The organism is Leptolyngbya sp. CCNP1308 (assembly GCF_034932455.1).
GTDB lineage: Bacteria > Cyanobacteriota > Cyanobacteriia > Phormidesmidales > Phormidesmidaceae > Nodosilinea.
This window is the reverse complement of the sequence record NZ_JAYGIH010000078.1, coordinates 44,010-68,790: the sequence shown is the minus strand read 5'-3', so window position 1 is coordinate 68,790 and position 24,781 is coordinate 44,010. Positions and strand designations below refer to the sequence as shown.

The following is a 24,781-nucleotide window of genomic DNA, read 5'->3' as shown; positions in this document are numbered from 1 at the left end:
GGCATGGATCCTAGTTATTCGAGTCGTGTGGTCAAAACCCCTTCTCCTGTAGTACACTTGTTTCAAGCCTGAGGTAACGCTGGCCAGTGCACATTAAGCGTGTCGAGCTATCCCACTTTAAATCGTTTGGGGGTACGACCCAGGTTCCACTATTGCCTGGGTTCACTGTCATATCTGGGCCTAATGGTTCAGGTAAGTCGAACATTCTAGATGCGCTGCTGTTTGGCTTAGGGTTGGCCAGCTCTAAGGGTATGCGGGCCGATCGCCTGCCCGACCTGGTGAACCAAAACCAGATGAGCCGCCGCGCCACCTCTGAGGCCAGCGTTACCGTCACCTTTGACCTCAGCGACGTGGCCGCCGATCTGATGATCGATGGCGACGGGGAGGCGATGGCACAGGGGAACGATGCCAATGGGAACGGTGCGTTGGCGAAGCCTCCCTTTCAGGGAATCGCCAGCACCAACGGCCACAACGGCAGTTCTCCCACTCTTGAAATTTCTGAGTCAGATGACGCCGCCAATGTCGTCACCCTACCCACGGGCCGCGAATGGAGCGTGACCCGGCGGCTGCGGGTGACCAGCCAGGGCACCTACACCTCTAATTACTACATTAACGGCGAGCCCTGCACCCTCAACCAGCTCCACGAGCAGCTCCAGCGGTTTCACGTCTACCCCGAAGGCTACAACGTCGTGCTCCAGGGCGATGTCACCAGCATTATTTCGATGAACTCCCGCGAACGCCGGGAAATCATCGACGAGCTGGCCGGGGTCGCCGCCTTCGATCGCAAAATTGACCAGGCCCGGGGCAAGCTAGAGGCCGTGCGCGACCACGAAGAGCGCTTTCGCATTGTCGAGCGCGAGCTGCAAGCCCAGCTAGAGCGCCTGGCCCAAGACCGGCAAAAGGCCGAAAAGTACCAGCGCCTCAAGGAAACCTTTCAGACCAAAAGCCAGTGGGAGGCGGTGCTGCTGTGGCAGAGCCAACAGCGGGCGATCGCCGCCCTGCACCAAACCCTAGAGCGGGGCGAGGCTAAATCGACTCAATTGGCCGAGGCGATCGCCGCAGGGCAGGGGGCGATCGCCGCCCTCGATGCCGAACTCGCCGCCCTCAACGCCCGCATTCGGGCCATGGGCGAAGACGAGCACCTAGCCCTGCAAGCCCAGGTAGCCACCCACGAGGCCGAGCTGCGCCAGCTCCAGCGCCAGGAGCAGGAAAGCCGCAACGCCACCAACCAGGCAGCGGCCCAGCGCCGCGACACCGAGATCGCCCGCCAGCAGCAGCAGCGCGACCTGGAGCAGATTGGTCAATCCATTGCGTCACTGACCACAGGGGAACTGGTGGCGCTCACCGAGGCCAAAAATCAGGTACAGCAGGCTTTAGAAGAACGCCGCCAAGCCACCTTGGCGATCGCCTCCGAATCCCAGACCAGCATCCAGCAGCAGACCCAGCTGCGCCAGGCGATCGACCATCTGCGCGGTGACATCGAACCCCAGCGGGCTGAGCAAATTCGCCTGCAAGAGCGTCTGCGCCAGCTTGAACAGCAGATCGAGGCTCTGACCGAGCAGCGCCGCACCCTCGGGTCAGAACCAGCGGAGTCTGAGGCCGACGCCGGGCTCGCCCAGCGGCTAGCGGCAGCGGAAACAGAGATTCAGAACACTGCCGCTAAAATTGCCGCCGCCGAAGCAGAACTTTCCGTGCAGCGCGACACCCAAACTCGCCTACTCAAAGAACAGCGCGACAAGCAGCGCGAACTCGACAAGCTCGAAGCCCAAACCCAGGCCCTGCAAGAGAGTCAGGGCACCCACGCCACCAAGCTCCTGCTCGACAGCGGCCTGGCGGGCATCAGCGGTCTAGTAGCTCAGCTAGGCAAGGTCGATCCCAAGTATCAGCTGGCTTTAGAAATCGCCGCCGGGGCACGCCTGAGCTATCTAGTGGTCGAGAACGACCAGGTGGCCGCCAAAGGCATTGAGTTTCTCAAGCAGCGCCGGGCCGGGCGGGCCACCTTTTTGCCCCTCAACAAAATTCGCGCCCCCCGCTTTACCCCCGTGCCCGACTGGAAGCGCCCCGACGGCTTCCTCGACTACGCCGTCAACCTAATCGACTGCGACCCCCGCTACCGCGATATTTTTGGCTACACCTTTGGCAGCACAGTGGTGTTTGACAGCCTGACCTCGGCCCGGCAGCACCTGGGCGACTACCGCATCGTCACTTTAGAAGGCGAAATTCTCGAAACCAGCGGGGCCATGACCGGGGGCAACGTGTCGTCGCGATCGGGCAGCCTGCACTTTGGTACCGTAGAACCGGCGGAATCGACCGAGGCCCAGACTCTGCGCCAGCGGCTCGGCGATATTGAGGTGATGCTAGAACGCTGCGATCGCGACCTCAACGCCACATCCGAAACCCTCCAAACCCTCTCCCAAAGTCTGATTGCCCAGCGCCAGCAGTACCGCGAGCTCCAGATGGCGGGCGAACAGCAGCAGAGCCAGCAGCAGCAGCAGGCCCAGCAGCGCGCCCAGCTCGAAGCTCAGCTCACCCAGCACCAGCAGGAGCTGACCAGTACCCAAGCGCGCCTGCAAGAACTCGCCCAATCCCTACCTGTCCAAGAAGCTGAGATCGCCCGGCAGCAGCAGGCTCTCAGCGAGCTAGAGCAGTCTGTGGCCCACAGCGAGTGGCAGACGGCCCAGGCGGCAGTAGGGCAGCTAGAGAGTGAGCTGGGCAATCGCCAGCAGGCTCTCCAAGATGCCGAGCGCCACCTGCAAGAACTGCACAACCAGCGCCAGCAGCTTGAGCTAGCCCTCACCCAGGCCCAGCAGACCCTCACTGCACTGGCCCAACAGCAGAGCGATCGCGACCAGCAGTTCACCCAGATCCAGCAGCAGCAAGCCGCCTTAAATCACGAAATTGCCCAGCTGCGCCAGCAGATGGCCGCCCTCGACCAAACCCTAGCCGCCGAAAAAGCCGTCCGCGACGACCTAGAGCAGCGCCTGCGCGCCCAGCGCACCCAGACCCAGCAGCAGGAGTGGGAGCGCCAAAAGCTGCTCGAAACCCAGCAAGAGCGTCGCCAGCAGTTGGCCGAAGCCCAGGAGTTGCTCGCAGCCCAGGCGGCAGAGCTGCCCGAGCCACTCCCCGAGATTCCTGCCGAAACGGATTTGGAGGAGTTGCGGAAAGAGCTGCGATCGCTCCAGCGCCGCATGGAGGCCATGGAGCCGGTCAACATGCTGGCCCTCGAAGAGTACAACCGCACCGAAGAGCGCCTCACTGAGCTGACCCACAAGCTCACCACCCTCGAAGAAGAGCGCACCGAGCTGCTGCTGCGCATCGAGACCTTCACCACCCTGCGCCGCCAGGCCTTCACCGAAGCCTACGACGCCGTCAATCTCAACTTCCAGTCCATCTTTGCCGAACTCTCCGACGGCGATGGCCACCTCCAGCTCGAAGACCCCGAAGACCCCTTCAACGGCGGTCTCAATCTCGTCGCCCACCCCAAGGGCAAGCCCGTACGCCGCCTGGCCTCTATGTCCGGGGGCGAAAAATCCCTCACGGCCCTGAGCTTTATCTTTGCCCTCCAGCGCTACCGCCCCTCGCCGTTTTACGCCTTCGACGAAGTCGATATGTTCCTCGACGGGGCCAACGTGGAGCGCCTCTCCCGCATGATCAAGCACCAGACCGAGCAAGCCCAGTTCATCGTGGTCAGCCTGCGCCGCCCCATGATCGAAGCCGCCCAGCGCACCATTGGTGTCACCCAGGCCCGCGGAGCCTACACCCAGGTGCTCGGCATCGATCTGGAGACCCAAAGTGCAACGCTATAGTCTTAACCAAGGTAGACACGACATGTAGCAAAAGAGATATCAGGTTTAGCATTCCTCTATTCCCTAATCCCTGAATTTATCGGCTAAATCCAGCCAGTAGACTACTCCCATCCGTCTGGTAGTTCGGTCTTCCCTCCTGTAGAATTAGACGATTCTGGTTAAGATGACTATTCAGGTTAAGGTATCGTTTTACCTCGGTAACGCGGTCTGCTGCCGGCCTAGCTTGTCCCAGCGCTCTGTTGTCTCGGTCCACGAGATGGATTAAACATGACCTTAGACAAATATCGTCTTCGCTCCGACTTCTTAGGTACCCAAGTAATTACCCGCAACTCTGGCCAGCGGTTGGGAATTGTCAGCCAGGTCTGGGTTGATGTAGACCAGCGAGAAGTCGTCGCCATTGGCCTGCGAGAAAATATTATGTCTGGGCTGGTGTCGAGCACCCAGCAGGTCATGGCTCTGACGAATATTCGTCAGATTGGCGACGTCATTTTGGTGGATGACGAAGCCGCGATGGACGACGAAATGAGCGTCGCTCCCTACAGCACCCTGGTCAACTGCGAAGTCATCACCGAAACCGGAGAACCTCTAGGCCGGGTGCGCGGCTTTAAATTCGACGTCACTACTGGCCGCATTGAAACTATTGTAATTGCCTCCTTTGGGCTACCCCAAATTCCGGATCAGGTAATCAGCACCTACGAACTTTCCATTGACGAAGTGGTCAGCAGCGGCCCCGATCGCCTAATCGTCTTCGAAGGCGCTGAAGAAAAAATGGTGCAGCTCAGCGTGGGCCTGCTAGAGCGCTTAGGCATCGGCAGCGCCCCCTGGGAACGTAACGATGACAGCGAATACATCATGCCGGTCTCTACGGCTAATCAGCTGCCCTCTGGAGTACAGGTACCCGCCGAATTCAGCAAGGCCCGCCCCGCCACCGCCGAAGAGCGCTGGAGCGATGACGACTGGGGCGAGCCAGAGCGCGTTGAAGCGCCGCTTCAGGCCCAGCAGCCTGCGGAGCGCTACCAGGCCGCCACCCTCGATGACCCAAGCAGCTACAAACCTTACGACGCCGATTTTCAAGACGTCACCGAAGATGTTTGGACGGAGGAAGACGAGGGTGCACCCTACGAAGCCAAGCCCCTCAACATTCCCCAAAAGAAAAAGGTCACCGAATACGAAGAAGAACTGGACTATTAGTCAGTTTGGGGCTTCGTCCTCTTTGGCTGGGTCGCTGGTGATTGCCTCCAATTGACTCACCAGGAAGGTGAGCTTGTATGGGCGACCCAGTTCTCGCGCTAGAAACTGCTCCAGCAGCATAATCTGGTTAGGCGACACAGGTTCTGAGGTTCGCACCGTTAGGGATATCTCAGGCGGGGTAGTCAGCCAGTTTGCCTGCATATCCACTAGAGTGACCCGCTGAAAGGTCAGGGTGCGATCGAGCAGAGCACTTTTCACGCTCGCCTCTAGCTGGTTTTTCTGGAGCAGCCGCAGGGTTGTAGCCCCCAGGGGAAACACCAGCAAAGCGGTAAACACAAGGGTAATACCCAAGGGGCCGCGCGCGCGGTGAACCATGGAGTAGCCAAACAGCACAAAGGCCACCATACAGGCTAGAGTGATGCCAAATAAGTTGGTCATGTAGAGCAAAAGTGCCCCCCGGCTCAGCTCCAGGTTGCCTCTACCCAGCCACAGGCCCACAACGCAGATGGGGGGCATTAGGGCAACTGCGATCGCCGTTCCCGCCACGGTACCCGCCACCTTAGGCTCAATTTTCGCTACCCCAGCCAGCGCCCCAGCGGTGATCGCAATGCCCAGATCGAGCAGCGTGGGCTGGGTGCGAGCCATTACCTCGCTGCCAAACTGCACCACCCCCGTGAGCACTCCCAGCAGCGCCGCCATGGCTACCGACAGCAGAGAGCCCACAGTCAGAGCCATAGCACTGGCACGAATCAGGAGGCGATCAGCCTCAATAATGCCAAAGGCAGCACCGCGAATGGGCAGCATCAGCGGCGCAATCAGCATTCCCCCAATAATTACAGCGGTGCTATTAGAGAGCAGCCCCAGGGTGGCAATAATGCACGATCCTATGACCAGCACCAGGTAGTGCCAGCTGAGCTGCGACTCCTCCAGAAGATCCTGGCGCAGACGAGTGAGGTCGTCCGCCGCCACCGGTCGGCGCATCGGCGATAGAATGCTTTCGAGCCAGGCGGCAGCGCTTAGTAGCGCATCCCACAATCGGCTCTGAGCCATCAACCAGACCCGATACCCCTGCTGGGCCAATCGCTCAGCCTGCTGTCGCAGTTTGAATGGCTTAAATTTCAAGACATTTCTCCCTGGTCGCCCGATACGATGGTTAAGGACCGGACGTTAGAGGCAATTGGCGCAATCACCCTAACCCAAAACGCAGGCCATTGCCATCACCTATGCCCCTCACCCATGAATAGTGCCGTCGGGCATCGTGGCCCCCGTCAGCGTGACGTTAACCATGGTAGTGCTGCTAATCTCTGCTCGATCTAGAATGGCCTCGCTAAGGTCGGCCTCGCTGAGGTCGGCCCGGCCCAGATAGGTTTCAACCAGTAGAGCCTTAGTGAGAATAGAACGGCGCAGGCTGACCCGAGCCAGATCGGCGCGGCTAAAACGGGCATTGGCCAGGTTGCAATCATCCATCTGGGCCAGGGCCATGGTGGCTTCGGTAAAATCAGCGCCCTTGGCGCTGGCGCGATTGAGGTTAGCCTGGCCAAAATTGCTGCGGGGAAAGCGGCAGTGGGTGAGATCCGCCGATTCCAAACAGCTCTGGCTGAGATTCACGTCGCTGAAGTTGGCATCGCGCAGCAGCGCCCCGCGCAGATTCGCCCCCTTGAGATTGGCATCGCGCAGCACGGCCTCGCTGAGGTTGGCGCCACTGAGATCGACATAGGCCAAGTCGGCCCCTGAAAGATTGGTACCCCGCAGGTCGGCCAAATGCAGCTTAGCACCGCGCAAATTGGTGGCATATTTGCGGTTTTCCTGGCGCAGGTTGGCCCCGCGCAAACAGGCCCCCGTCAGGTTGGCCCCGCTGAGGTCGGCGTTGCGCAGATCGGCCCCGGTGAGATTGGCATCGAGCAGATCGGCCAGGGTCATGTTGGCGCTGCGCAGGTCGGCTCCCTGGAGACTGGCCCCGTGCAGATCGGCGTCGCGCAGCATTGCCGCCGACAGGTCGGCCTGGTTGAGGTTTGCCCCCCCCAGCCGCGCCCGCGACAGATTGGCCTGGCGAAACCGCACCCGGGTTAAAAACGCCAGCATGAGGTTGGCATTTTCCAGATCGGCCTGCACCAGGTTGGCCCCAATCAAGTCAGCCCCAGCGAGGTCGATGCCCACCAGGGTCTTACCCCTAAAATCCATATCGCCACGGGCATAGGCATCGAGCAGTTCACGGGCATTCATATCGAAAACCAGGGGCTTAGGCAGAAGAGCGGGCGGATACACGAACCGCTACAGCAGGGCGATCGCCAGGATTAGACGACTCAGAGACAGCTTCAGGATGGGTGGGCTGGCCTGGGGCAACCGCCTCTGCCGGCTCTAGCAGACTGTTGGGGTCTTGGGGATAGTAGGCGCGCATCGCCTGGGCAATGGCCATCGCCACCTGCCCCCCATCGCCGACCTGACCTAGGCAGTGGGCGATAATGGATAGCTTACTGTCTAAATCGGAGTAGGTGGGGCAGTATTCAAAGGTTTCTTGCAGCAAGTCATCGAGAGTGCGACGGCTGAGGCTAGACCAGTCTTGGGTAGTGTAGCCAAAGGGGCCGTAAAGACAGGAGTACAGCAAAATTTTGGCCCGCAGCGGGTTAGCGTACTGAATGATATCGCCCCTCAGGTCAAATAGGGACGAGCGATCGCGCCGGGGGCCACCTAGCTCAGATCCCCCGACTAGGGGGTTAGAGAGAGTGCCGTGGAGCGTCGTCAGATCCGCTGGCTGGTCATAACCGCTGCTGGCGAGGGTGGTATAGACCTCAGCACTGGGGCTAGAGGGGCTAGAGGGGCCAGAGGGCTCAGCCAGCACGGTGGACTCGGCCATAACCGTCGATTCGACCAGGGCTGTGGCCTCGGCTAGCGCCTCAGGCTGATTTTGGTAGAGGGGCTGAAATCCCACCATAATCTGGTTTGCCAGTCGGGTGTACTGCTGGCGGCGGTTGAGGTGCTTGACAATGCGGCTCAGCCGATAGCGCAGATCTTGCGGCTTGGGTGCAATGGTGAGGGTCTGCTGAATTAGCCCCGGCAAGTAGGTTTCATTGAGGAGACGGTTGGGGTCATTCTCCCAGCCGCCGTGGCAGAGACAGTGCAGCAGCTTACGCAGCCGCAGGGCCTCGGGGCTTTGATCAAACTGGTCGGCAATGGCCTGGCAGCGCTCTTCTACAGAGCGCACGGTGAGCTGGGTAAAACCTTCGGGGGTGGCCTCGGGGTTCTGAAACAGCGATCGCCCGTACCAGGGCTGGAGCTGCCTAACAATGGTTTCGGCGACTTCTCGGTAGAGGTCTTGGCGATTGAGCCCGGCCACCACCCGCTGAAGCTGATCTTCGAAGTCAGCCAGGGTAGGGCAGCGATCGCGCAGCGACAGCAGCAGCGACCTCAGGTCAAACTGCTCTAGCACCGTTGGGTCGTTTTCCCATGCCTGCTGATAGCTGGCAAACACCAGTTTTTTGATCCGCAGGCTGTGGGTATGGGTACTGAGATTGCGCAGGGCATTGGCCAGCAGCGCCTCCGTCGTCATCGGTAAGGTACAGGTGTGGTCTTCTGACCCCTGGGGGCCAGGCTCAGTATCTTCAGCATGGAGCGCCAGCTGGTAGGCGGGCACCGGCTCTTCAATATTTTTGAGGTGTAAAGGGCCTAAGAAGGTGGCGTGCAGGTTGAGCCGGGCCTTGACCACATCGTAGATGGTGCGCGATACGCACAGCCCCCGAGGTTTGGCATAGGTTTGCAGCCGGGCGGTGATATTCACCCCATTGCCCATCACATCCTGCTCGCTGACCAAAATATCGCCCAGGTGCACGCCAATCCGGTGGTCGAGGTACTGATTGGGCTCTAATCCCTCAGCCAGATCAACCAGCCGCCGCTGCATCTCTAGCCCGCAGGAGACCGCCTCCACAGCGCTGAGAAAGTAAATCAGTAGGCCGTCACCGGTCGATTTGAGCACGGTGCCGCCAAACTCTCGGCAGATATCGCCGATCAGCGTTAGGTCGCGGTCGATCAGTCGCAGGGTGCATTCTTCGTCGGTTGACATGCGGGTGCTAAAGCCCACCGCATCGGTAATCATGATGGCGGCTAGTAGGCGTTGCCCCTGGGATAGCGATGACACTCGACGTTCCATGGCGACTCGCGATGGTGCTCAGTAGGGACAGGCTGACTCTGGGTCGGGGGCCAACCCCAGAGACTCATACCTTACATATTGCCCGTCTAGACCCCAGGATGCGCTAAATAGAGGCCGGAAATCGAACGGTTTACCCAGTCTTCATATCGGCGATCGCGCCTCGGGCCATAGAAGCGATGGCCTGATCGGTGGCTTTGGGCAGTTGGTAGTAGCGACCGCCAGCGGTCTTAGCCAACTCTTTACCAAACCCCGTTGAGACAAACTTGCGCTCGGTGTCAATAATCAGCAGTTGATAGCCCACCCCGCGAATCCGCCCGGCAATCTCCAGCAGCTCCTGCTTGATGTCGGGCTTGGGGGCATCGGGTTCGGGAATGTCGCCCAGGGAGCGCGACAGCGGCACGTTGCCGCGACCGTCGGTAATCGCCACAATTACCACGCTGCCCACATCCCCCGACTGCTGGGCGTTAATGCCCACCCGCACCGCCTGGGTGAGGCCGTGGGCCAGGGGCGAACCGCCGCCGCAGGGCATGCGCTCTAGCCGCCGCCGCGCCATGGCAATCGAGCGGGTCGGGGGCAGCAGCACCTCGGCCTGCTCCCCCCGAAAGGGAATCAGCGCCACCTGGTCGCGGTTTTGGTAGGCTTCGGTGAGCAGCTCTAGCACCGCCCCCTTGGCGCTCTGCATGCGGTTGAGAGCCATAGAACCCGAGGCATCGACCACAAAGATAATCAGCGAACCGGCTTTGCGGGCCAGGCGCTTGGCGCGAATATCCCCCTGCTCCACAATCACTCGGCGACCGGGCTCGCGATCGCGGCGGGCCTTTTGGTAGGGGGCAGCGGCCCGCAGGGTGGCATCGACCGCAATGCGGCGCACCGGCCCCTGGGGCAAAAAGGGCTTGATATAGCGGCCCCGCTCTTCGGAAAAAATCAGGTTGGCATTGCCCGACTTGCCCTGGCGGCCCATGGTTTGGGCAAACAGCAGCATCGACGGATCGATAATCACGCCCTCGGGGTCGAAGACAAACTCCTCCGGAATGCTGGGGGGGCTGTCATCGTCGTCGGGGGTGTCGTCCTCCTTTTCATCGTCCTTGTCTTGATCTTCCGTGTTGTCCTGAGGCTCGTCTTGATCCTGGTTGGAGGGCGGTGGCGGCGGTGGTGGCGGCGGCTCTTCGGGCATGTCTTGGGGAAGCAGGGAGCGGGGCACAATCACCAGCTCCACCGCCACCCGCAGGTCGTCGGCGTTGACTTCAGCGCGGCCCTCTAGCGCCGCGTGGGCCTTGGCCACCCGCACCGCAAACAGCTCAGCCCGGTGGCCCTGAATGCCGCCCCGCAGGGCCTCGGTCACCAGGTACTGAATCTGCTCGCGGCTGGTGGTGACATCCTTGAGCCACTCGCGGGCGAGAATGATCTGGGTTCTGAGGGCGTCGATCTCGTCGGCATAGGCGGCAATTACCGCCTGGGGATCGTTGGCAAACTGGGTGGATTGCTCGACGGCGGCGACTCGGTCTTCCAGGGCCAGGGCGCTGTCTGCCGAGAGGGCGATCGCAATCCGATCTAACAAATGCTGGCGCAGCGGCCCCGCTTCTGGGTTGTAGGTAGCGATCAGCAGAGGCTCGCAGGGATGCTGAAAGCTCAGGCCCTCGCGCTCGATCTGGTTGCGGCGGGCGGTGAGGGCGGCCAGCAGCAGGTTGGCCACCTGGTCATCCAGCAAGTTAATGTCATCGACATAAAGCACGCCTCGGTTAGAGGCGGCCAGCAGCCCCGGTTGAAACACGCTTTCCCCCGCCTGAATGGAGCGAGCCACATCCACTGAGCCCAGCAGCCGGTCTTCAGTCACCCCCAAGGGAATTTGCACGAAGGGGGCGGGCACCACGCGGGTGGGCAGATCGGGGTAATCATTAATAGAGTCGCCGAAGCGATCGCGGGTTTGGTCATCCCACAGCTGGGGCGCGGTGGGGTCGGCGTTGCAGCAGGAGCCCTCGACCACTTCAATGGGGGGCAACAGCTGGTGCAGCGCCCGCGCCATCACCGACTTTGCCGTGCCGCGCCGTCCGGCAATCACCACCCCGCCCAGGTTGGGGTCTACCGCCGCCAGCAGCAGGGCCATTTTGATCGCCCCCTGCTCAACGACCGCCGCCAGGGGAAATACAACCGGAATTGGGGAATCTACTGTGGCCATCATGGCGTGGTCAACGTACTCAGGGAGGGCAATGGTTCAGTCTTTCACCATATCAGGAATTGCCAAACCCTAACCCCAGCCTGACTTATCCTGAGCAGCGGATTCTGCGCGGGAGGGCGATCGCGCCTCCCCTTAAACCCCCGCGCTGTGTTGCATTGTGTTGCAAACCGCAAAAAGTTTCCGTATTTTCCCCGGCCAATGCTTATTTAAGCCAGCAAAACCTCCGTTATTTCAACATTGGGAAAATACTGACCATCCCCCATGCTGTTGGGTAAACCTACTGTGTTACCGGGGATAGTCCCCGTAACGGCCCCACCCACTGCCATCTCCCCTGCCCTATGAGCGTTTCCCCTCGCCTCGATTCTCTGGTTTCCCTAGCGTCTGCCCCAGGCATGGCCTGCAAGCTGCTGTTCGACCGCGACCTGTACACCCCCTGCCACATTCGGGTACCCGACGCCGACCATCGGCTGCCGGCAATCTACGTCGACAACCAGTTCTACAGCTTTCTCAAGATCGTGCCCGAAGCCCGCAAGGCGCTAGATGTGGTGAACCGCCTGGGCAAGCGCGACCATACCGCAGCCCTGACCCAAACGCGGCGGGGCTATGCGGTGTGGGCCCACGAACCCGGAGCTAGCTATGCCCCCCCGGCCCAAAAGCCAGGTTACACAATTCGCCCGGTGTTTGGCCCCCAACCCTGCCTGATGGTGAGCGACGAAACCACCTACCAGACCTGCCGACTACAGGTGCCCGACGTGACTAAGCCACTGATGGCGCTCACCTATAACGATCGCTACTACAGCTTTTTTAAGCAAGACATCGATGCCGCGAAGGTGTTGGATATTGCCGCCAAACTAGCCCGTCGGGGCGATGAAACCCTGCTGGTGATTGAGCCATCCACATTTACGCTGGCGCTGCTTGAGCCCAATGGCCGACTGGTTTAGCCGCTAGATGATGGACTGTATACAAAAAACTGTGTCGGTGGCGGCGTGATCCCCTAAGGTAATAACTTGAAACCTTTTCACGCTATCTCCGGCACTGGATCGCTCGCCATGACTGACAATACCGAAAACATTACGGTCTTTATCTGTGGTTCGGCCCTGCGCGGCCAGCCCGACAACCAAAATCTCCAGGATGCAGACTTTATGGGAGCGGCGGCAACGGCGCCCATCTATCGACTGCACGCCGTTAAGGATGGCTGGCACCCCGGTATTTATGAAGTTGAGACGGACGGCATTTCGATTCCCGGTGAGCTGTACGCAATGACACCGGAGCAGTACGACTACCTAAAAGACAACGAGCCGCCGCACATGTATCCCCACGAGGTGAAGCTGGCGGATGGGGGCAGGGCGATCGCCTTTCTCTACCCCAAAGCCCTGATCGACGAGCACGGCTGGCCCGATATCTCGGCCCACGGCGGTTGGGCGGCCTATAAGGCAGCGACGGTATAAATTGCTGAGTCAAATACTTAATTTTGTTGGCAAAAAACGCTGCTGTAATGCCCAACTAGAGACCGGCCTCTAGTTGGGTGTTTCGTTTCAACCGCTGCTTGGCTGAGGTTTAGACGCTAACAGCAGGTGTAAATCTACCCAAAACCTTGGCCTACAACTCTGTGGACTATTGTTAATTTGCCCCCAAGGAAACGTTGTTTTAAGTTTTCTCGGGAATTATACGTAAAGTCTGGCCAGATGTTACAGCCCAGTCGCCAGGGTCATCCAGCACAATAAACCAAGTCCAGATCCAGATCCCGAGCTGGACTTGGTATAGCTCAGACCAATCGCCTCGTTGTGTCGGTGCTATGCCAAACCTCTAACCCATTGAATTGTTGGCGATCGCCAGGGAGAACCCCATGACCCAGGCTGAGAGTTCAGTCAGTTTTGCCCGACAGCGGCAGGTGCAGCAGCAGCTCGCCGAAATTGAAACCATCTACCAGTCGGCCCCCATTGGCCTGGGAGTGCTCGATCGCGAGCTGCGCTTTGTGCGGGTTAACCAGCGACTAGCAGACATGAATGGGCTGCCAATCGACGCGCATCTGGGCCGTACCGTTCGGGATCTGTTGCCCAATTTGGCCGACCAGGCCGAGGCCATGCTGCGCCCCATTCTCGAGACAAGCGAACCGCTGCTGAATGTGGAGATCAGCGGCGAAACCCCAGCCCAGCCCGGCGTACAGCGCGCCTGGGTCGAGAGTTTTTGGCCACTCAAGGATGGCGATCGCATGATCGGCATCAGCATCGTGTGTGAAGAGGTGACCGATCGCAAACGCATGGAGGCCGAGCGTCAGCAGGCCCTAGACGACCTGCGCCAGGCCAAGGACGAGTTAGAACAGCGGGTGGCCGAGCGCACCGCCGAACTCTCTGAGATCAACGCCGACCTACGCCAGCGAAAATCGATTCTGCGCAGCTTCTTTAACAGCGCGGCCATGCCCATGGGCATCGTAGAGCTGCATGACAACGATATTTTGCATCTTTCTGACAACTGGGCCACCGCTGAGTTTTTTGGCACCACTCCCCAGGCGATGGAAAATCAGTTCGCCAGTGAGTTAGGGGTACTCCCGGCCACCCTTGAGCGGTGGATTACCTCCTACCGCGAGGCCGATTGCACCCAGGCCCCGGTGCGGTTTGAATATTACCAAGACACTGGCCCTGGGCAGGGGCGCTGGCTGGCTGGCAGCGTGTGCGCCGTTGCGGGTAGCTCTGGCGGCCCGCCCCGCTTTTCCTACATTCTCGAAGATATTACCGAGCGCAAGCAGGCCGAAGAGACCCTGGCCCGCCGCGAAGAACAGCTGCGGCTCACCCTCGAATTTACCCATATTGGCACCTGGGACTGGGATGTGCAGCAGGACACCGTGATCTGGAACGACAACCACTTTAAGCTGCTGGGGCTTGACCCCGATCACACCGACGACCCCTACCAAAGCTGGCGGCAGGCCATTCACCCCGACGATTTAGACCGGGTTGAGCAGGCGCTGCAGGATGCCCTGCACCAGCACACCGATTACGAAACCGAGTACCGGGTGTTTTACCCCGACGGCACCATGCGATGGCTGGTGGGTCGGGGCCGGGGCCTGTATGACGCAGACCAACAGCCCATTCGCATGCTGGGGGTGATTCTTGACATCAGCGAGCGTAAACGCGGCGAAGCCGAACGCAAACGAGCCGAGCAAATGCAAGAATTTCAGGCGGTGATTACCCGCAATATGGCCGAGGGGATTTGCGTAGTCAGGGCCGACAACGGCCTGATTTGCTACGCCAACCGCAAATTTGAGCAAATGTTTGGCTATGGCGTGGGTGAGCTAGACGAAAAGCATGTTTCAATCGTCAACTACGCCACCGAGGCGGTGAGTGCCGAAACGGTCAACCAAACCATTCGTCAGGCGGTGCTAGACAACCTGGAGGCCACCTACGAAGTGCACAACGTTAAAAAAGACGGCACGCCGTTTTGGTGTAGCGCAACCACCTCAGTGTTTGATCACCCAGAGTATGGCTCAGTGCTAGTGGCCGTGCATCAAGATATCAGCGATCGCAAAGAATTCCACGAAAAACTCCAGGCGTCTCTACGAGAAAAAGAACTGCTGCTCAAAGAGATCTATCACCGGGTCAAAAACAACCTGCAAGTGGTCTACAGTCTGCTCAACTTGCAGTCTCGTAAGGTGTCTGACCCAGTGGCTCTGTCGGTGCTGAGAGATAGCCAAAGCCGGGTGAGGGCCATGGCTCTGGTGCATGAAAAGCTCTACAAATCTGATGATTTAACCCGCATCGATCTGGCTGACTATCTTCACAGTTTGGCCTACAGCCTGCTGGAGACCTATCACTCTGGCAGTAACCCCATCGCCCTGCGACTAGAGATTGAGCCCTACAGCTTAGACATTGAAACCGCCCTGCCCTGCGGCCTGATTCTCACCGAGCTGATGTCAAATTCCCTTAAATATGCCTTTGCTGACGGTAGGTCTGGTGAGATTGCCATCACCTCATCCCTGGGTGCTGACCAGCAGCTTACCCTTAGGGTGCAAGACAATGGCCTGGGTCTACCCGGCGAATTTGATCTGCGGCACATGTCTTCGCTGGGGCTGAGTTTGGTGCAAAACTTGGCTAAGCAGCTAAAGGGAACTGTCACGATTTTGCCCCAGCCCGTTGGCACTGCTTTTCAGATTACCTTTCCCTCGTAGAGACGGTTTTAGGAATAGCATGGACAAGAAGACCATTTTGGTCGTCGAAGACGAAATTGTGATCGCCATGGACTTGCAGGCGACGCTAATTGATTTGGGTCATGAGGTGCCCGAGATTATCACCTCCGGTGAGGCCGCCGTTCAAAAAGCGCTAGAGCTACGTCCCGATCTGGTGTTAATGGATATCCACCTCAGCGGAGCGATGGATGGCATTACTGCTGCTGCCGCCATTACTGAAGCCCTGGACATTCCAGTGATTTATTTAACCGCCTACGCCGACGAAGACACCCTGAAGCGGGCCAGCTTCACGGCCCCCTTTGGCTATATTCTCAAACCCTTTGAAGCGAGGGAACTGCGCGCCAATATCGACATTGCCTTCTATAAACACAGTCTTGAAAAGACCATTAAAGAGCACCGCCAGTGGCTGCTAGCCGTCTTAAACAGCATTAGCGAAGGGGTGGCCGCCAGCGACACCAGCGGCCTGATCAAATTTATGAATCCGGTGGCCGAAGCGCTGACGGGCTGGACTCAAACTGACGCCGTGGGGCGATCGCCCGCCGAGGTCTTTCGTTTTCTAGACGAGGTGACGCGCAACCTGATCGACAGTCCCCTGCTGAAGTCGCTGCACGAAAACCACACCGTGTACCTGCCAGAGAACGCGCTGCTGCTGTCTAGGCAGGGGCGTGAAATTCCGGTAGCAGACAGTGCGGCCCCTGTCTACAACGACCAGGGCCACCTGGAGGGGGCGGTGATGGTGATGCGCGACAGCACCGAGCAGCGGTACATGGAGGCCCAGCTAGAGCACAATGCCCTCCACGATGCCCTCACCGGGCTGCCCAATCGCGCCCTGTTTTTAGACCGCCTACAGCAGGCGATCGATCGGTCGCGGCGATCGCCGGAGTTTGGCTTTGCCGTTATGCTGCTCGACCTCGATCGCTTCAAAAGCATCAACGATACCCTTGGCCACCTAGTTGGCGATCAGCTATTGGTGGCGATTGCCCCTCGATTGCAGACCCACCTGCGCAACATCGATACCGTAGCCCGCTTGGGCGGCGACGAGTTTGCGGTGCTGCTAGAAGACGTTACCGACGTAGCCGTTGCCTGCCGCACCGCCGAGCGCATTTTAGAGGATCTCGCTCCCTCTTTTATGATTGGCAACCACGATCTGTTGATCACCGCTAGCATTGGTATTGTGCTGAGTTCGATTCCCTACGAACAGACCACCGATCTCCTGCGCGATGCCGATATTGCCATGTATCGCGCCAAGGCCCGGGGGCGCGGCGACTACGAACTGTTCGATCTGGCGATGCACAGCCAGGCCCGAAAACTCATGGAGCGAGAGCACGCCCTACACCATGCGATCGCCCATGATGAACTCGTGGTGCACTACCAGCCCATCGTTTCTTTGGCCACCCACGAGGTCACCAGCCTAGAAGCCCTGGTGCGGTGGCAAAAGCCTGACGAGCCGTTGATCTATCCAGACGAGTTCATTACCCTGGCTGAAGAGATGGGCCTCATCACCACCCTTGATCAGTGGGTAATTAGGGAAGCCTGCCAACAGCTACAAGCCTGGCAGCAGTTGGGAGCAGGCGCCTGGGTCTTAGCCGATAGCCACTTGGCCAGACGAGCCAACAGCACCGAGCCAGCCCCAACCCTATCAATCAATGTCAACCTATCGAGCAACCACTTTGCCCAAAAGAATCTCGTAGAGACCTTCGCCAGCATTCTGCAAGACACCGGCCTCAGCGGTCACCATTTGAAGCTAGAAATTACCGAGAGCGTATTTATTAAAAATGCCAAAGAAGCCGCTGCCATGCTCAAGCAGCTCAAGCAGCTCAACGTGCAAATTTGCCTGGATGATTTTGGCACCGGCTATTCATCGTTTAGCTATCTGCATCAGTTCCCCATTGATATTGTCAAAATCGATCGCTCCTTTATCCAAGACATCGGCACCGATGCTGAAAAGCTTGCCATTGTGCGGGCCATAGTAGGTCTCTGCCACACCCTGGGCATGGCGGTGACCGCCGAGGGCATCGAAACCCCCCAGCAGCGAGATATTTTGCAAGATTTGGGCTGTGAGTACGGCCAGGGCTACCTGTTTGCCAAGGCTACCGATGGGGCCACGATTACCCAAAGTCTGCGGATGTAGCCAGTCATCCCTCCCGGTTGAGTTTCAGCAGCCACCCAGCATCGGTGCCAGCCCCCACCTTGCCGACCTGAACGGCAGCGCTATAACCTCGGCTGTGGAGAACATTTAGGCAATCTTGGACAGCGAGGGCAGGCACAGCGGCCAACAGCCCGCCAGCGGTTTGGGGGTCAAACAGCAGCGGATAGAGGGGATGGCTCGTCGTAGCAGGATCTATGAATTCAGCGACCTGAAGATTCTGGGGATGGAGGGTGCTGAGCAGGCCTGCGGCCAGGGTATCTGTGGCACCAGCGAGAACGGGGAGCGCGTCGAGGTCTAGGGTCGCCGTGACCTGAGAGGCCCGCACCATTTCGAACAGGTGCCCGGCCAGGCCAAAGCCGGTGACGTCGGTGCAGGCGGTGGCCCCGTGGGCGCGGAAGATCTCAGCGGCGGCTTGGTTGGGGGTGAGCATGTGGGCGATCGCCCCTTCAATCCACCTCCCCTTGGCCTTGCCCTGCATATCGGCGGCGAACAACGTCCCGGTTCCCAACGGCTGAGTGAGAATCAGCCCATCGCCGGGCTGCATTCCCCCTTTGTGCAACAGGGCGTTGGGGCTGGCGATGCCGTTGCAGGCGAAGCCGAGGGCTAACTGGGGGCCAACCGTAGTGTGGCCGCCCACCAGCGGAGTATTGGCGGTCAGCAGTCCTTTGTAGGTGCCTGCCAAGATTTGGTAGAGCATTTCGGCCTGCTTGGCGGGGGTGGCGTAGGGCACCTGCACTAGGGCCAGCACCGTGTGGGGAGTCGCACCCATGGCGTAGAGATCCCCCAGGCAGTGCTTGAGGCAGATCTGGGCAAAGATAAACGGATCATCGACCAGGGCGGTGAAGTAGTCCACGGTCTGCACCATCACTTGGCCAGGCGGCACGGTGACTACGGCAGCATCATCAGGGGCATCTAGGCCAATCAAGACAGCATCGCTAGCCACTTCAGGAAAGTCTTGGCGCACCCGGCGGAGGGCTGCGGTCAGGGCGGTGCTGCCCACTTTGGAGCCGCAGCCGGCGCACTGGGGTTGGGGGGGTGAGGGAGGGTGTAGGGCTTTGCCCTTCTCGAAGATTGGGGGTGGGGGTGTGGGGCGGGACATCTGACCCACGGGGAGATCGCGGAAGCGGGCCATGAATTTGCGATCGATGTGGTCTTTCCATCGGTGGGCTAAGGGCGACTCGATGGAAATCGGGCCTCGGTCGGCGATCGCCCCTCCATGCCCCGTTTCGATCAGGCTGAGAAACTGGCGCTGGGGGCGAAAGGGTTTGAGCGGTTCGCCCTGCACAAAGCGGCGCAGGTTGTCGGTCAGGGGTGGCCCCTGGCGCACAGCAAACACCCCGGCCTTGGGGCGAGGATGGTGCACCATGGTGGCCACATCCCCGGCAGCAAACACATTGGGGTGAGAGATGGTTTGCAGGGTATCGCCCACCTGAATAAAGCCTCTGTCAGTGAGGGATAGACCAGAGTCTTGCAGCCAATCGGGGGCGCTGGCGCTGGTGACCCAGAAGACGCGATCGCACTCCACTGCCAGCCCTGACGATCCCCTCACCACGCGCTGACCGCTGGCTTCATCCAGGCAAATTTCCTTAACCTCTTCGTTGAGGTGGAGGTGAATGCCGCGATCGCGCAGCACTCGCTCCAGCCGACGACGCGTCCACCGATTGCGCTCGGGGGCCAGTTCCTTGCCCCGGTGAAACAGGTGCAGCGTCAGGTTATTCACCGACTGACCCAGATCCTCTAGTAGCCCCACCAGCCGTTCTTGGATACCGATAGCCAGCTCCACGCCGCCTACGCCACCCCCTACCACTGCCAAAGTGAGCAGTTTTTGGGGATTCACCGCCACACTGTCAATCAAGTGCTGCCACTGGCGCAGCAGAGCGGGCACGGGTTTGGCGGCGATCGCATACTCTGCCGCCCCCGGCACCGACAGCGTCGCCGGGGTGCTGCCCGTATCGATCGATAGCACATCGTAGGCCAGGGGCGGATGGTTGGCACACAGCACTCGCTGCTGGGTCAAGTCGAGCCCTGTGGCGCGATCGACGACTAGGCGGCACTGGGCAAAGCGGGTCAGCGGTCGCAGGTCGATGTGGGCCTCGTCAAAGCTATAGCGCCCGGCCACATAGCTGGGCAGCATGCCCGAGTAGGGCGTATCGACCAGGTCGGTCAGCAGCGTCAGCCGCACTCCAGGCATGGGAGCCATACCCCATCGCCGCAGCACCAGAGCGTGGGTGTGGCCACCCCCCACCAGCACCACATCCGTTGAAATTGTTGGTTCAGTCTGCATCATGGCCTATATCAATTCTCTCAATGTATGCCTCTTGGAGCTAGGCCCGTCTATCTGTTGAGCGATGGAGAAGCCTTACATTTTCGGTAGTTTTTAAGGTAGGACAAACCAAAGGAGGCTTCACTATGCCTTTGCATCGACTCAAAGATTACTATCCTAACTACCGTGGGACTTTAGCTGACGGGCAGATGGATAAAATAACCTCCTATTCTGTTTATGCCCAGGGCGAAGATAAAGTGGGGTCGGCCAAAGATTTGTTGGTAGATGATTCCGGTCATTTTCGCTACTTAGTAATTGACACTGGCCCGTGGATCTTTGGGAAAAATGTGCTATTACCCATTGGTCTAGCCCAATTTAGCTACGATAACACCTGCGTCTATGTCGATGGCTTAACCAAAACCCAGGTCGAACATCTGCCCGAATACCATGACGATATGGTGGTGGATGAGCACTACGAAGAGCGCGTCAGGGGGGTCTATCAACCCATTGCTCAGGGGCGTTCTAGTCGTCAGTTTTTAGGCCACAACTACATTCCTTCTGAGGCACAAAACTACTCCCGGGCGGGCGATTTGCGGCAGATGCCGCCTCTGGGCAATATGGCTAGCACAACGGACGCCGGCGATGATGCCGTAGCCGGAGATCTGCGACGCATGGGGCCGATCGCCGCCCCAGCGCGTCAAACGGTGGGAACCCCGGCGACGGTTCACCCTGGCGACGAACCGCACAACGCTAATGTCTACGATCAGCAAACTGGCTTCTACGGCCTGAGTGATGAAGATAACCACGGTTTACTGCGTTCCTACGAGGAGCGCTTAGCCGCGCACCGCAAACGCAATTGAGTGAAATAAAGTTGGCCAAGTATCCTGGGGCAAGAACTTTGGGATAGTGCTGACAATCACGCTTTTTGCTTGGATTGTAGAACTGCGATCGCGCCTCGCCAAATCGAAGCAAGATTCTGTAGATTGGGAAAGTCCCAGCAACTCCTCAAAGTGCATGCTGGATTGGATTATACAGTTGCGTTGTCCAATTCAACAACCAATAACCCGCCAATAAAGCCCTGACCGAAATCACCACTTCGGCCAGGGTTTTTTGCTTGAATTTGTGAATCTCTGCGCTTGTTCTTGTGGGAGAGTTAGCGAAATTAGTTCAGCTTTAAAAGTCGACGCCGCGCTTTAGATCAATGCCTTTTTCGGCGTAGTGCTTGTGGTTGAACACCTCAGAGTGGGTGCTGGCCAATTCAAAATAGGCGGGGCGATTTTTGCAGCGCCCGGTGATAATCACTTCAGTACCGCGAGGTTTGCGCAGCAGCGCCTGAAGAATCGGTTCCTCGGGCAGTAGCTCTAGATCGACGGTGGGGTTGAGTTCGTCGAGGATAATGGTTTTATAGAGGCCCGAGGCGATCGCCGTGCGAGCAATCTCCCATCCCCGTTCTGCCTCCACGTAGTCAATTTCCTGCTGCTGCCCCCGCCAGACGATCGCGTCCCGACCGCAGCGCTGGTGATCGACCAGGTTGGGGTAGATTTTGCGCAGGGCCGCGATCGCCGCATCTTCCGTATAGCCGTTGCCCCCCTTGAGCCACTGAATAATCAGCACCCGGTGGGAGAAATCTTGGCTAATGCCTCGCCCAATCGCCTGGAGTGCCTTGCCCAGGGCGCTGGTCGATTTGCCCTTGCCCGAGCCGGTGTAGATCTCAATGCCCTCGATGCCCTCAATGCCCTCGGGTTTGGGCTGGGGTTTCATCTCAGAGTGCAGGTTGGCGACATCGAGCAGGGGCTGGGGGGCCCCGCGCCCGGTGGCAATGATCTCCAGGTGGTCGGGTTTGTTACGCAGGGTTTTGGCCACCTCATCCACGTTGAGCAGGCCCAGGTCGAGCACCGGGTTGATTTCGTCGAGCACCACGACCGAGTAGAGGCCCGAGGCGATCGCCCCCTTGGCCACATCCCAGCCCCGCTGGGCCTCCTGCTTGTCAAATTTAGTGATTTCCTCAGGGCCAAAAAACTCGGCCCGCCCGGTGCGCACCTGGTCAATCAGGTGGGGAAAACCCCGCTGGAGCGCCTCAATGGCGGCATCTTCGTCGTAGGTGCGGCCCGGCCCCTTGAGAAACCGCAGCAGCAGCACCCGGCTCTCCAAAAAATTCTGAATGCCCAGGCCAATGGAGCGCAGCACCACCCCCAGCGCCACCTGAGACTTACCCTTGCCCTCGCCGTCATAGACGTGAATTTGCCCTGTGATCCGCTCGTTGCCCTGCTGGGCGGTGCGAATGCCGATGCCGGTTCTAACCATGGGTGTTGCGGATTGCGTAGGTAGGTGTGCGGATGTGTGGATTCTTGAGCGGCCCGATCTAAAATCTTAGCGAAAGCCGGGCCGAGGTTATACCCTTGAGAGTGCACCGGGAAACTCCCACCAGGGGTCGAGATTTGCGACCCATCCACCGCGCCCCATGCCCATCAACGATTTGCTATCAGAACTTGGCATTTTGCCGCTGCGGGCGATCGCGGTACAGAGCATGCTGCTGATGGTGGCCATTGTGCTAGAAGCCATGGTGCTGCGCCAGCAGCTACAGCTAGGCTACCGCCCCAGTATGCAGTATGCCGCCACCCTCAACCTGCTGGCCACCAGTTTGGGCTGGGTCGCGTTTTTGGCCATTGAGGCGGTGCTGCCCCTGTCCCTGCGCAGCCAGATTATTAGCTATGTGCTGTTCAATCGGTTTTATACCAACACCTGGTACGACGCGCTGCCGGTAGTGGTGGTGGTGGTGGCGATCGCCGCCTTCTTTATCACCTACTGGATCAAGCTCCAGGGACTGCTCTGGCTGCTACAACTGCTGGGTCAAAAGCCCGTAGAAACCACCCCCGAGGCCATTGAAGGCGATCGCCGCCAGCGCTACGAGCGGGCCCGGCAGGCTCAGCTGGAAGGGCGGCAGGGCCACTCGCCCCGCGCCCTAGCGATGCTCCAGGCCAATGCCGCCAGCTTTAGCGCCATCTTGGTGCTGCTATTGCTAATCAACCAGAGCGGGGTGCTGGGATGGTAGGGTTTTTCGGTTTTTTGCGGCAAACCCTGATTGAACTGTGGCAGGCGGTGCTGCCGCCGCGCTACTTTTCCTGGCAGACCGTCATCTACATGAGCCTGTTTTCGTGGCTGATGTCGCTGCTGGCCCGCCTGCTGGAAACCACGGCCTTCACCATTGGGCTGCTGGCCACCATCAGCTGGATCTGCCTGGCCCTGGGGGTGGGCTGGGCTTTAGAAACCAACAAAGTCAGGCTGTTTGGCATTCCCGTTGCCCCCTGGGTATCGGGGGCGATTCTGTGTATCTTTTTGTTTGGGTCGTGGGGCGGGCGGTGGCTCCAGCCAGCCCTGGTGTCCTGGCCCCTGGTGTCCTTTGCGGTAATTGCGGTGCCCAGTCTGGTGAGCTGGGATTTTGCCCTAAAAAAGCCGTCACCCATCGTGCGTCAGCAGCTGGCGCTGCTGTTTTGCCTCAGCCTGTTGTTTAGCAGCTGGTTTCAGTTTTACTTTCGCATTCAAACCTGGGTGCGCGAGTACCCCAGCCTGGTGGCCGACAGCGTTGACCACAGCGCCTTTGTCTACCGCTTTCCGGGGCAGGGGGTAGCGCTGCCCGCCGGGGTCACCCACCTTACCATCGCCGAAGAAATGCTGCGGGAGCAGATCGACAACAAGCCCTGGCCCTCGGTAGAGCGGTGGCTGCTCAACCTCGAAGGCCAGCGCCAGGCTATGCAGCGGCGGGTGCAGTCGCAGATGGGTCGCGACGCTGACCTAGAAGATTCGCTGTGGCAGCTCGATTTTCAGCCTATGTCAAACGGCGACGGCTACACCCTCAATCTGTGGGCGATTTGGTCGGGGCCAGCGGCCAACCCCAGCGGCTACTACCTAGAAAAAACCTGCCTGCTGATGCCGGTCAACCGGGGCGGCCTGGTAGACGCCGAAACTGCCGCGCCCGGCTACACCACCACCCAGTGGTCTAGCCTCACCTGCGAGCTGCAAACGCCGCGCCAGGCTGGGCATCCTAGGGACACACAACAGCAGGGCTAGGGAGATGGGAGTGGTTAAACCAGTGGTGTTATCTCGGGTGGGGGTGATTGCCCGCACGGTGTTTTTGGAGGTAATTCGCGATCGCATTCTCTACCTGGTGGCCCTGTTCGCCCTGCTGCTGGTGATCGCGCGGGTGCTGCTGCCCGACATCTCCGCCGGAGCCGAAAACAAGATTTTGATGGATCTGGGTCTAGCGAGCATTCACCTGCTGAGCGTAATTGTGGCGGTGTTTGTGGGCACCGGCCTGATCAACAAAGAAATCGAGAAGCGCACGGTGCTGGTGCTGATCGCCAAGCCCGTCAGCCGGGCCGAGTTCATCGTCGGCAAGCACCTGGGCCTGACGGCGGTGCTGGCGGTGCTGATTGCCGCCCTGGGAGCCATTTTTATCGTGGTACTGGGGGTCAGCGGCGTGCCCTTTTCCCTGGGCAGCATTGCGCTGGCGCTGCTGTTTATGACCCTGGAGGCGGCGCTGCTGGTGGCCGTGGCCATGGTGTTTGGGGTGTTTACCAGCTCGCTGCTGGCCACGCTGCTCACCTTTGCGGTGTACCTGATGGGCCACCTCAGCCAAGACCTGGTGGCCTTTGGCAACCTCAGCGAAACCCCGGCGGTGCAGCGCCTCACCAACGTTCTCTACCTGATACTGCCCGATCTAGAACGCCTCAACCTGCGCAATGGGGCGGCCTACGGCTTCGAGTTGCTGCCCACCGCACCAGAGCTTTGGGGCCACGCCCTCTATGGGCTGCTGTACACAGCGCTGCTGCTGGCGATCGCCAGCCTGATCTTCTCACGCCGCCAGTTTTAAGC

16 protein-coding genes are annotated in these 24,781 nt (G+C 59.5%); 10 read left to right on the top strand and 6 right to left on the bottom strand.

Annotated features, from left to right (window positions below):
• The first annotated feature begins 86 nt into the window (after window positions 1-86).
• Entirely contained in the window at window positions 87-3,806 is a 3,720-nt protein-coding gene (smc, locus tag VB780_RS23445) for a chromosome segregation protein SMC (protein WP_323353606.1), read from the top strand.
• Window positions 3,807-4,073: 267 nt separating this feature from the next.
• A complete protein-coding gene (locus tag VB780_RS23440; protein ID WP_323353605.1) occupies window positions 4,074-4,997 on the top strand; it encodes a PRC-barrel domain-containing protein in 924 nt (307 codons plus the stop codon).
• On the opposite strand, the gene VB780_RS23435 is transcribed toward VB780_RS23440, so the two are convergent.
• The 4 genes from VB780_RS23435 to bchD all read right to left on the bottom strand — a co-directional run bounded on the left by VB780_RS23435 (window position 4,998) and on the right by bchD (window position 11,317).
• Window positions 4,998-6,119 carry a DUF389 domain-containing protein gene (locus VB780_RS23435; protein WP_323353604.1) on the bottom strand — a complete coding sequence of 374 codons (1,122 nt, stop codon included), beginning with the start codon at window positions 6,117-6,119 and terminating at the stop codon, window positions 4,998-5,000.
• A gap of 108 nt (window positions 6,120-6,227) precedes the next feature.
• Window positions 6,228-7,220, bottom strand: a complete 993-nt coding sequence (locus tag VB780_RS23430) for a pentapeptide repeat-containing protein (protein ID WP_323353603.1) — start codon at window positions 7,218-7,220, stop codon at window positions 6,228-6,230.
• Window positions 7,221-7,236: 16 nt separating this feature from the next.
• Entirely contained in the window at window positions 7,237-9,141 is a 1,905-nt protein-coding gene (locus VB780_RS23425; protein WP_323353602.1) for an adenylate/guanylate cyclase domain-containing protein, read from the bottom strand.
• A 130-nt stretch (window positions 9,142-9,271) separates the two neighbouring features.
• Window positions 9,272-11,317 carry a magnesium chelatase ATPase subunit D gene (gene bchD, locus VB780_RS23420; protein WP_416349258.1) on the bottom strand — a complete coding sequence of 682 codons (2,046 nt, stop codon included), beginning with the start codon at window positions 11,315-11,317 and terminating at the stop codon, window positions 9,272-9,274.
• 338 nt (window positions 11,318-11,655) lie between these two features.
• Between bchD and VB780_RS23415 the strand changes: the two genes are divergently transcribed.
• From VB780_RS23415 to VB780_RS23400, 4 genes are all read left to right on the top strand, one after another.
• Complete coding sequence (locus VB780_RS23415) at window positions 11,656-12,258, top strand: hypothetical protein (RefSeq protein WP_323353600.1); 603 nt, start codon at window positions 11,656-11,658, stop codon at window positions 12,256-12,258.
• A 108-nt stretch (window positions 12,259-12,366) separates the two neighbouring features.
• Complete coding sequence (locus tag VB780_RS23410; protein WP_323353599.1) at window positions 12,367-12,765, top strand: gamma-glutamylcyclotransferase; 399 nt, start codon at window positions 12,367-12,369, stop codon at window positions 12,763-12,765.
• Between the two features lie 398 nt (window positions 12,766-13,163).
• A complete protein-coding gene (locus tag VB780_RS23405) occupies window positions 13,164-15,479 on the top strand; it encodes a PAS domain S-box protein (protein ID WP_323353598.1) in 2,316 nt (771 codons plus the stop codon).
• A 19-nt stretch (window positions 15,480-15,498) separates the two neighbouring features.
• Entirely contained in the window at window positions 15,499-17,628 is a 2,130-nt protein-coding gene (locus VB780_RS23400; protein ID WP_323353597.1) for an EAL domain-containing protein, read from the top strand.
• A gap of 4 nt (window positions 17,629-17,632) precedes the next feature.
• Here the strand turns inward: VB780_RS23400 and selD are convergent, their stop codons facing one another.
• Window positions 17,633-19,933 (bottom strand): selenide, water dikinase SelD, encoded by a 2,301-nt coding sequence (gene selD / locus VB780_RS23395; RefSeq protein ID WP_323353596.1) that lies wholly within the window; start codon window positions 19,931-19,933, stop codon window positions 17,633-17,635.
• A gap of 122 nt (window positions 19,934-20,055) precedes the next feature.
• Between selD and VB780_RS23390 the strand changes: the two genes are divergently transcribed.
• Entirely contained in the window at window positions 20,056-20,769 is a 714-nt protein-coding gene (locus VB780_RS23390) for a PRC-barrel domain-containing protein (protein ID WP_323353595.1), read from the top strand.
• Between the two features lie 313 nt (window positions 20,770-21,082).
• On the opposite strand, the gene VB780_RS23385 is transcribed toward VB780_RS23390, so the two are convergent.
• A complete protein-coding gene (locus tag VB780_RS23385) occupies window positions 21,083-22,213 on the bottom strand; it encodes a cob(I)yrinic acid a,c-diamide adenosyltransferase (protein ID WP_323353594.1) in 1,131 nt (376 codons plus the stop codon).
• Between the two features lie 157 nt (window positions 22,214-22,370).
• On the opposite strand from VB780_RS23385, the gene fraC reads away from it, so the two are divergent.
• The 3 genes from fraC to VB780_RS23370 are packed head-to-tail and all read left to right on the top strand — an operon-like array spanning window position 22,371 to window position 24,779.
• Window positions 22,371-22,961 (top strand): filament integrity protein FraC, encoded by a 591-nt coding sequence (gene fraC / locus VB780_RS23380; RefSeq protein ID WP_323353593.1) that lies wholly within the window; start codon window positions 22,371-22,373, stop codon window positions 22,959-22,961.
• Window positions 22,955-23,977 (top strand): DUF5357 family protein, encoded by a 1,023-nt coding sequence (locus VB780_RS23375; RefSeq protein WP_323353592.1) that lies wholly within the window; start codon window positions 22,955-22,957, stop codon window positions 23,975-23,977. Before fraC ends, VB780_RS23375 begins: the two co-directional genes overlap by 7 nt.
• Before the next feature lie 22 nt (window positions 23,978-23,999).
• Window positions 24,000-24,779, top strand: coding sequence for an ABC transporter permease (locus VB780_RS23370; RefSeq protein ID WP_323353591.1), 780 nt, complete (start codon window positions 24,000-24,002; stop codon window positions 24,777-24,779).
• The last annotated feature ends 2 nt before the right edge of the window (window positions 24,780-24,781 follow it).

Coding starts and splice junctions, on each gene's coding strand:
- VB780_RS23440 (WP_323353605.1), top strand. CDS start 4,074: ATGACCTTAGACAAATATCGTCTTCGCTCCGACTTCTTAGGTACCCAA.
- VB780_RS23430 (WP_323353603.1), bottom strand. CDS start 7,220: ATGAATGCCCGTGAACTGCTCGATGCCTATGCCCGTGGCGATATGGAT.
- VB780_RS23425 (WP_323353602.1), bottom strand. CDS start 9,141: ATGGAACGTCGAGTGTCATCGCTATCCCAGGGGCAACGCCTACTAGCC.
- bchD (WP_416349258.1), bottom strand. CDS start 11,317: ATGGCCACAGTAGATTCCCCAATTCCGGTTGTATTTCCCCTGGCGGCG.
- VB780_RS23415 (WP_323353600.1), top strand. CDS start 11,656: ATGAGCGTTTCCCCTCGCCTCGATTCTCTGGTTTCCCTAGCGTCTGCC.
- VB780_RS23410 (WP_323353599.1), top strand. CDS start 12,367: ATGACTGACAATACCGAAAACATTACGGTCTTTATCTGTGGTTCGGCC.
- VB780_RS23405 (WP_323353598.1), top strand. CDS start 13,164: ATGACCCAGGCTGAGAGTTCAGTCAGTTTTGCCCGACAGCGGCAGGTG.
- VB780_RS23400 (WP_323353597.1), top strand. CDS start 15,499: ATGGACAAGAAGACCATTTTGGTCGTCGAAGACGAAATTGTGATCGCC.
- selD (WP_323353596.1), bottom strand. CDS start 19,933: ATGATGCAGACTGAACCAACAATTTCAACGGATGTGGTGCTGGTGGGG.
- VB780_RS23390 (WP_323353595.1), top strand. CDS start 20,056: ATGCCTTTGCATCGACTCAAAGATTACTATCCTAACTACCGTGGGACT.
- VB780_RS23385 (WP_323353594.1), bottom strand. CDS start 22,213: ATGGTTAGAACCGGCATCGGCATTCGCACCGCCCAGCAGGGCAACGAG.
- fraC (WP_323353593.1), top strand. CDS start 22,371: ATGCCCATCAACGATTTGCTATCAGAACTTGGCATTTTGCCGCTGCGG.
- VB780_RS23375 (WP_323353592.1), top strand. CDS start 22,955: ATGGTAGGGTTTTTCGGTTTTTTGCGGCAAACCCTGATTGAACTGTGG.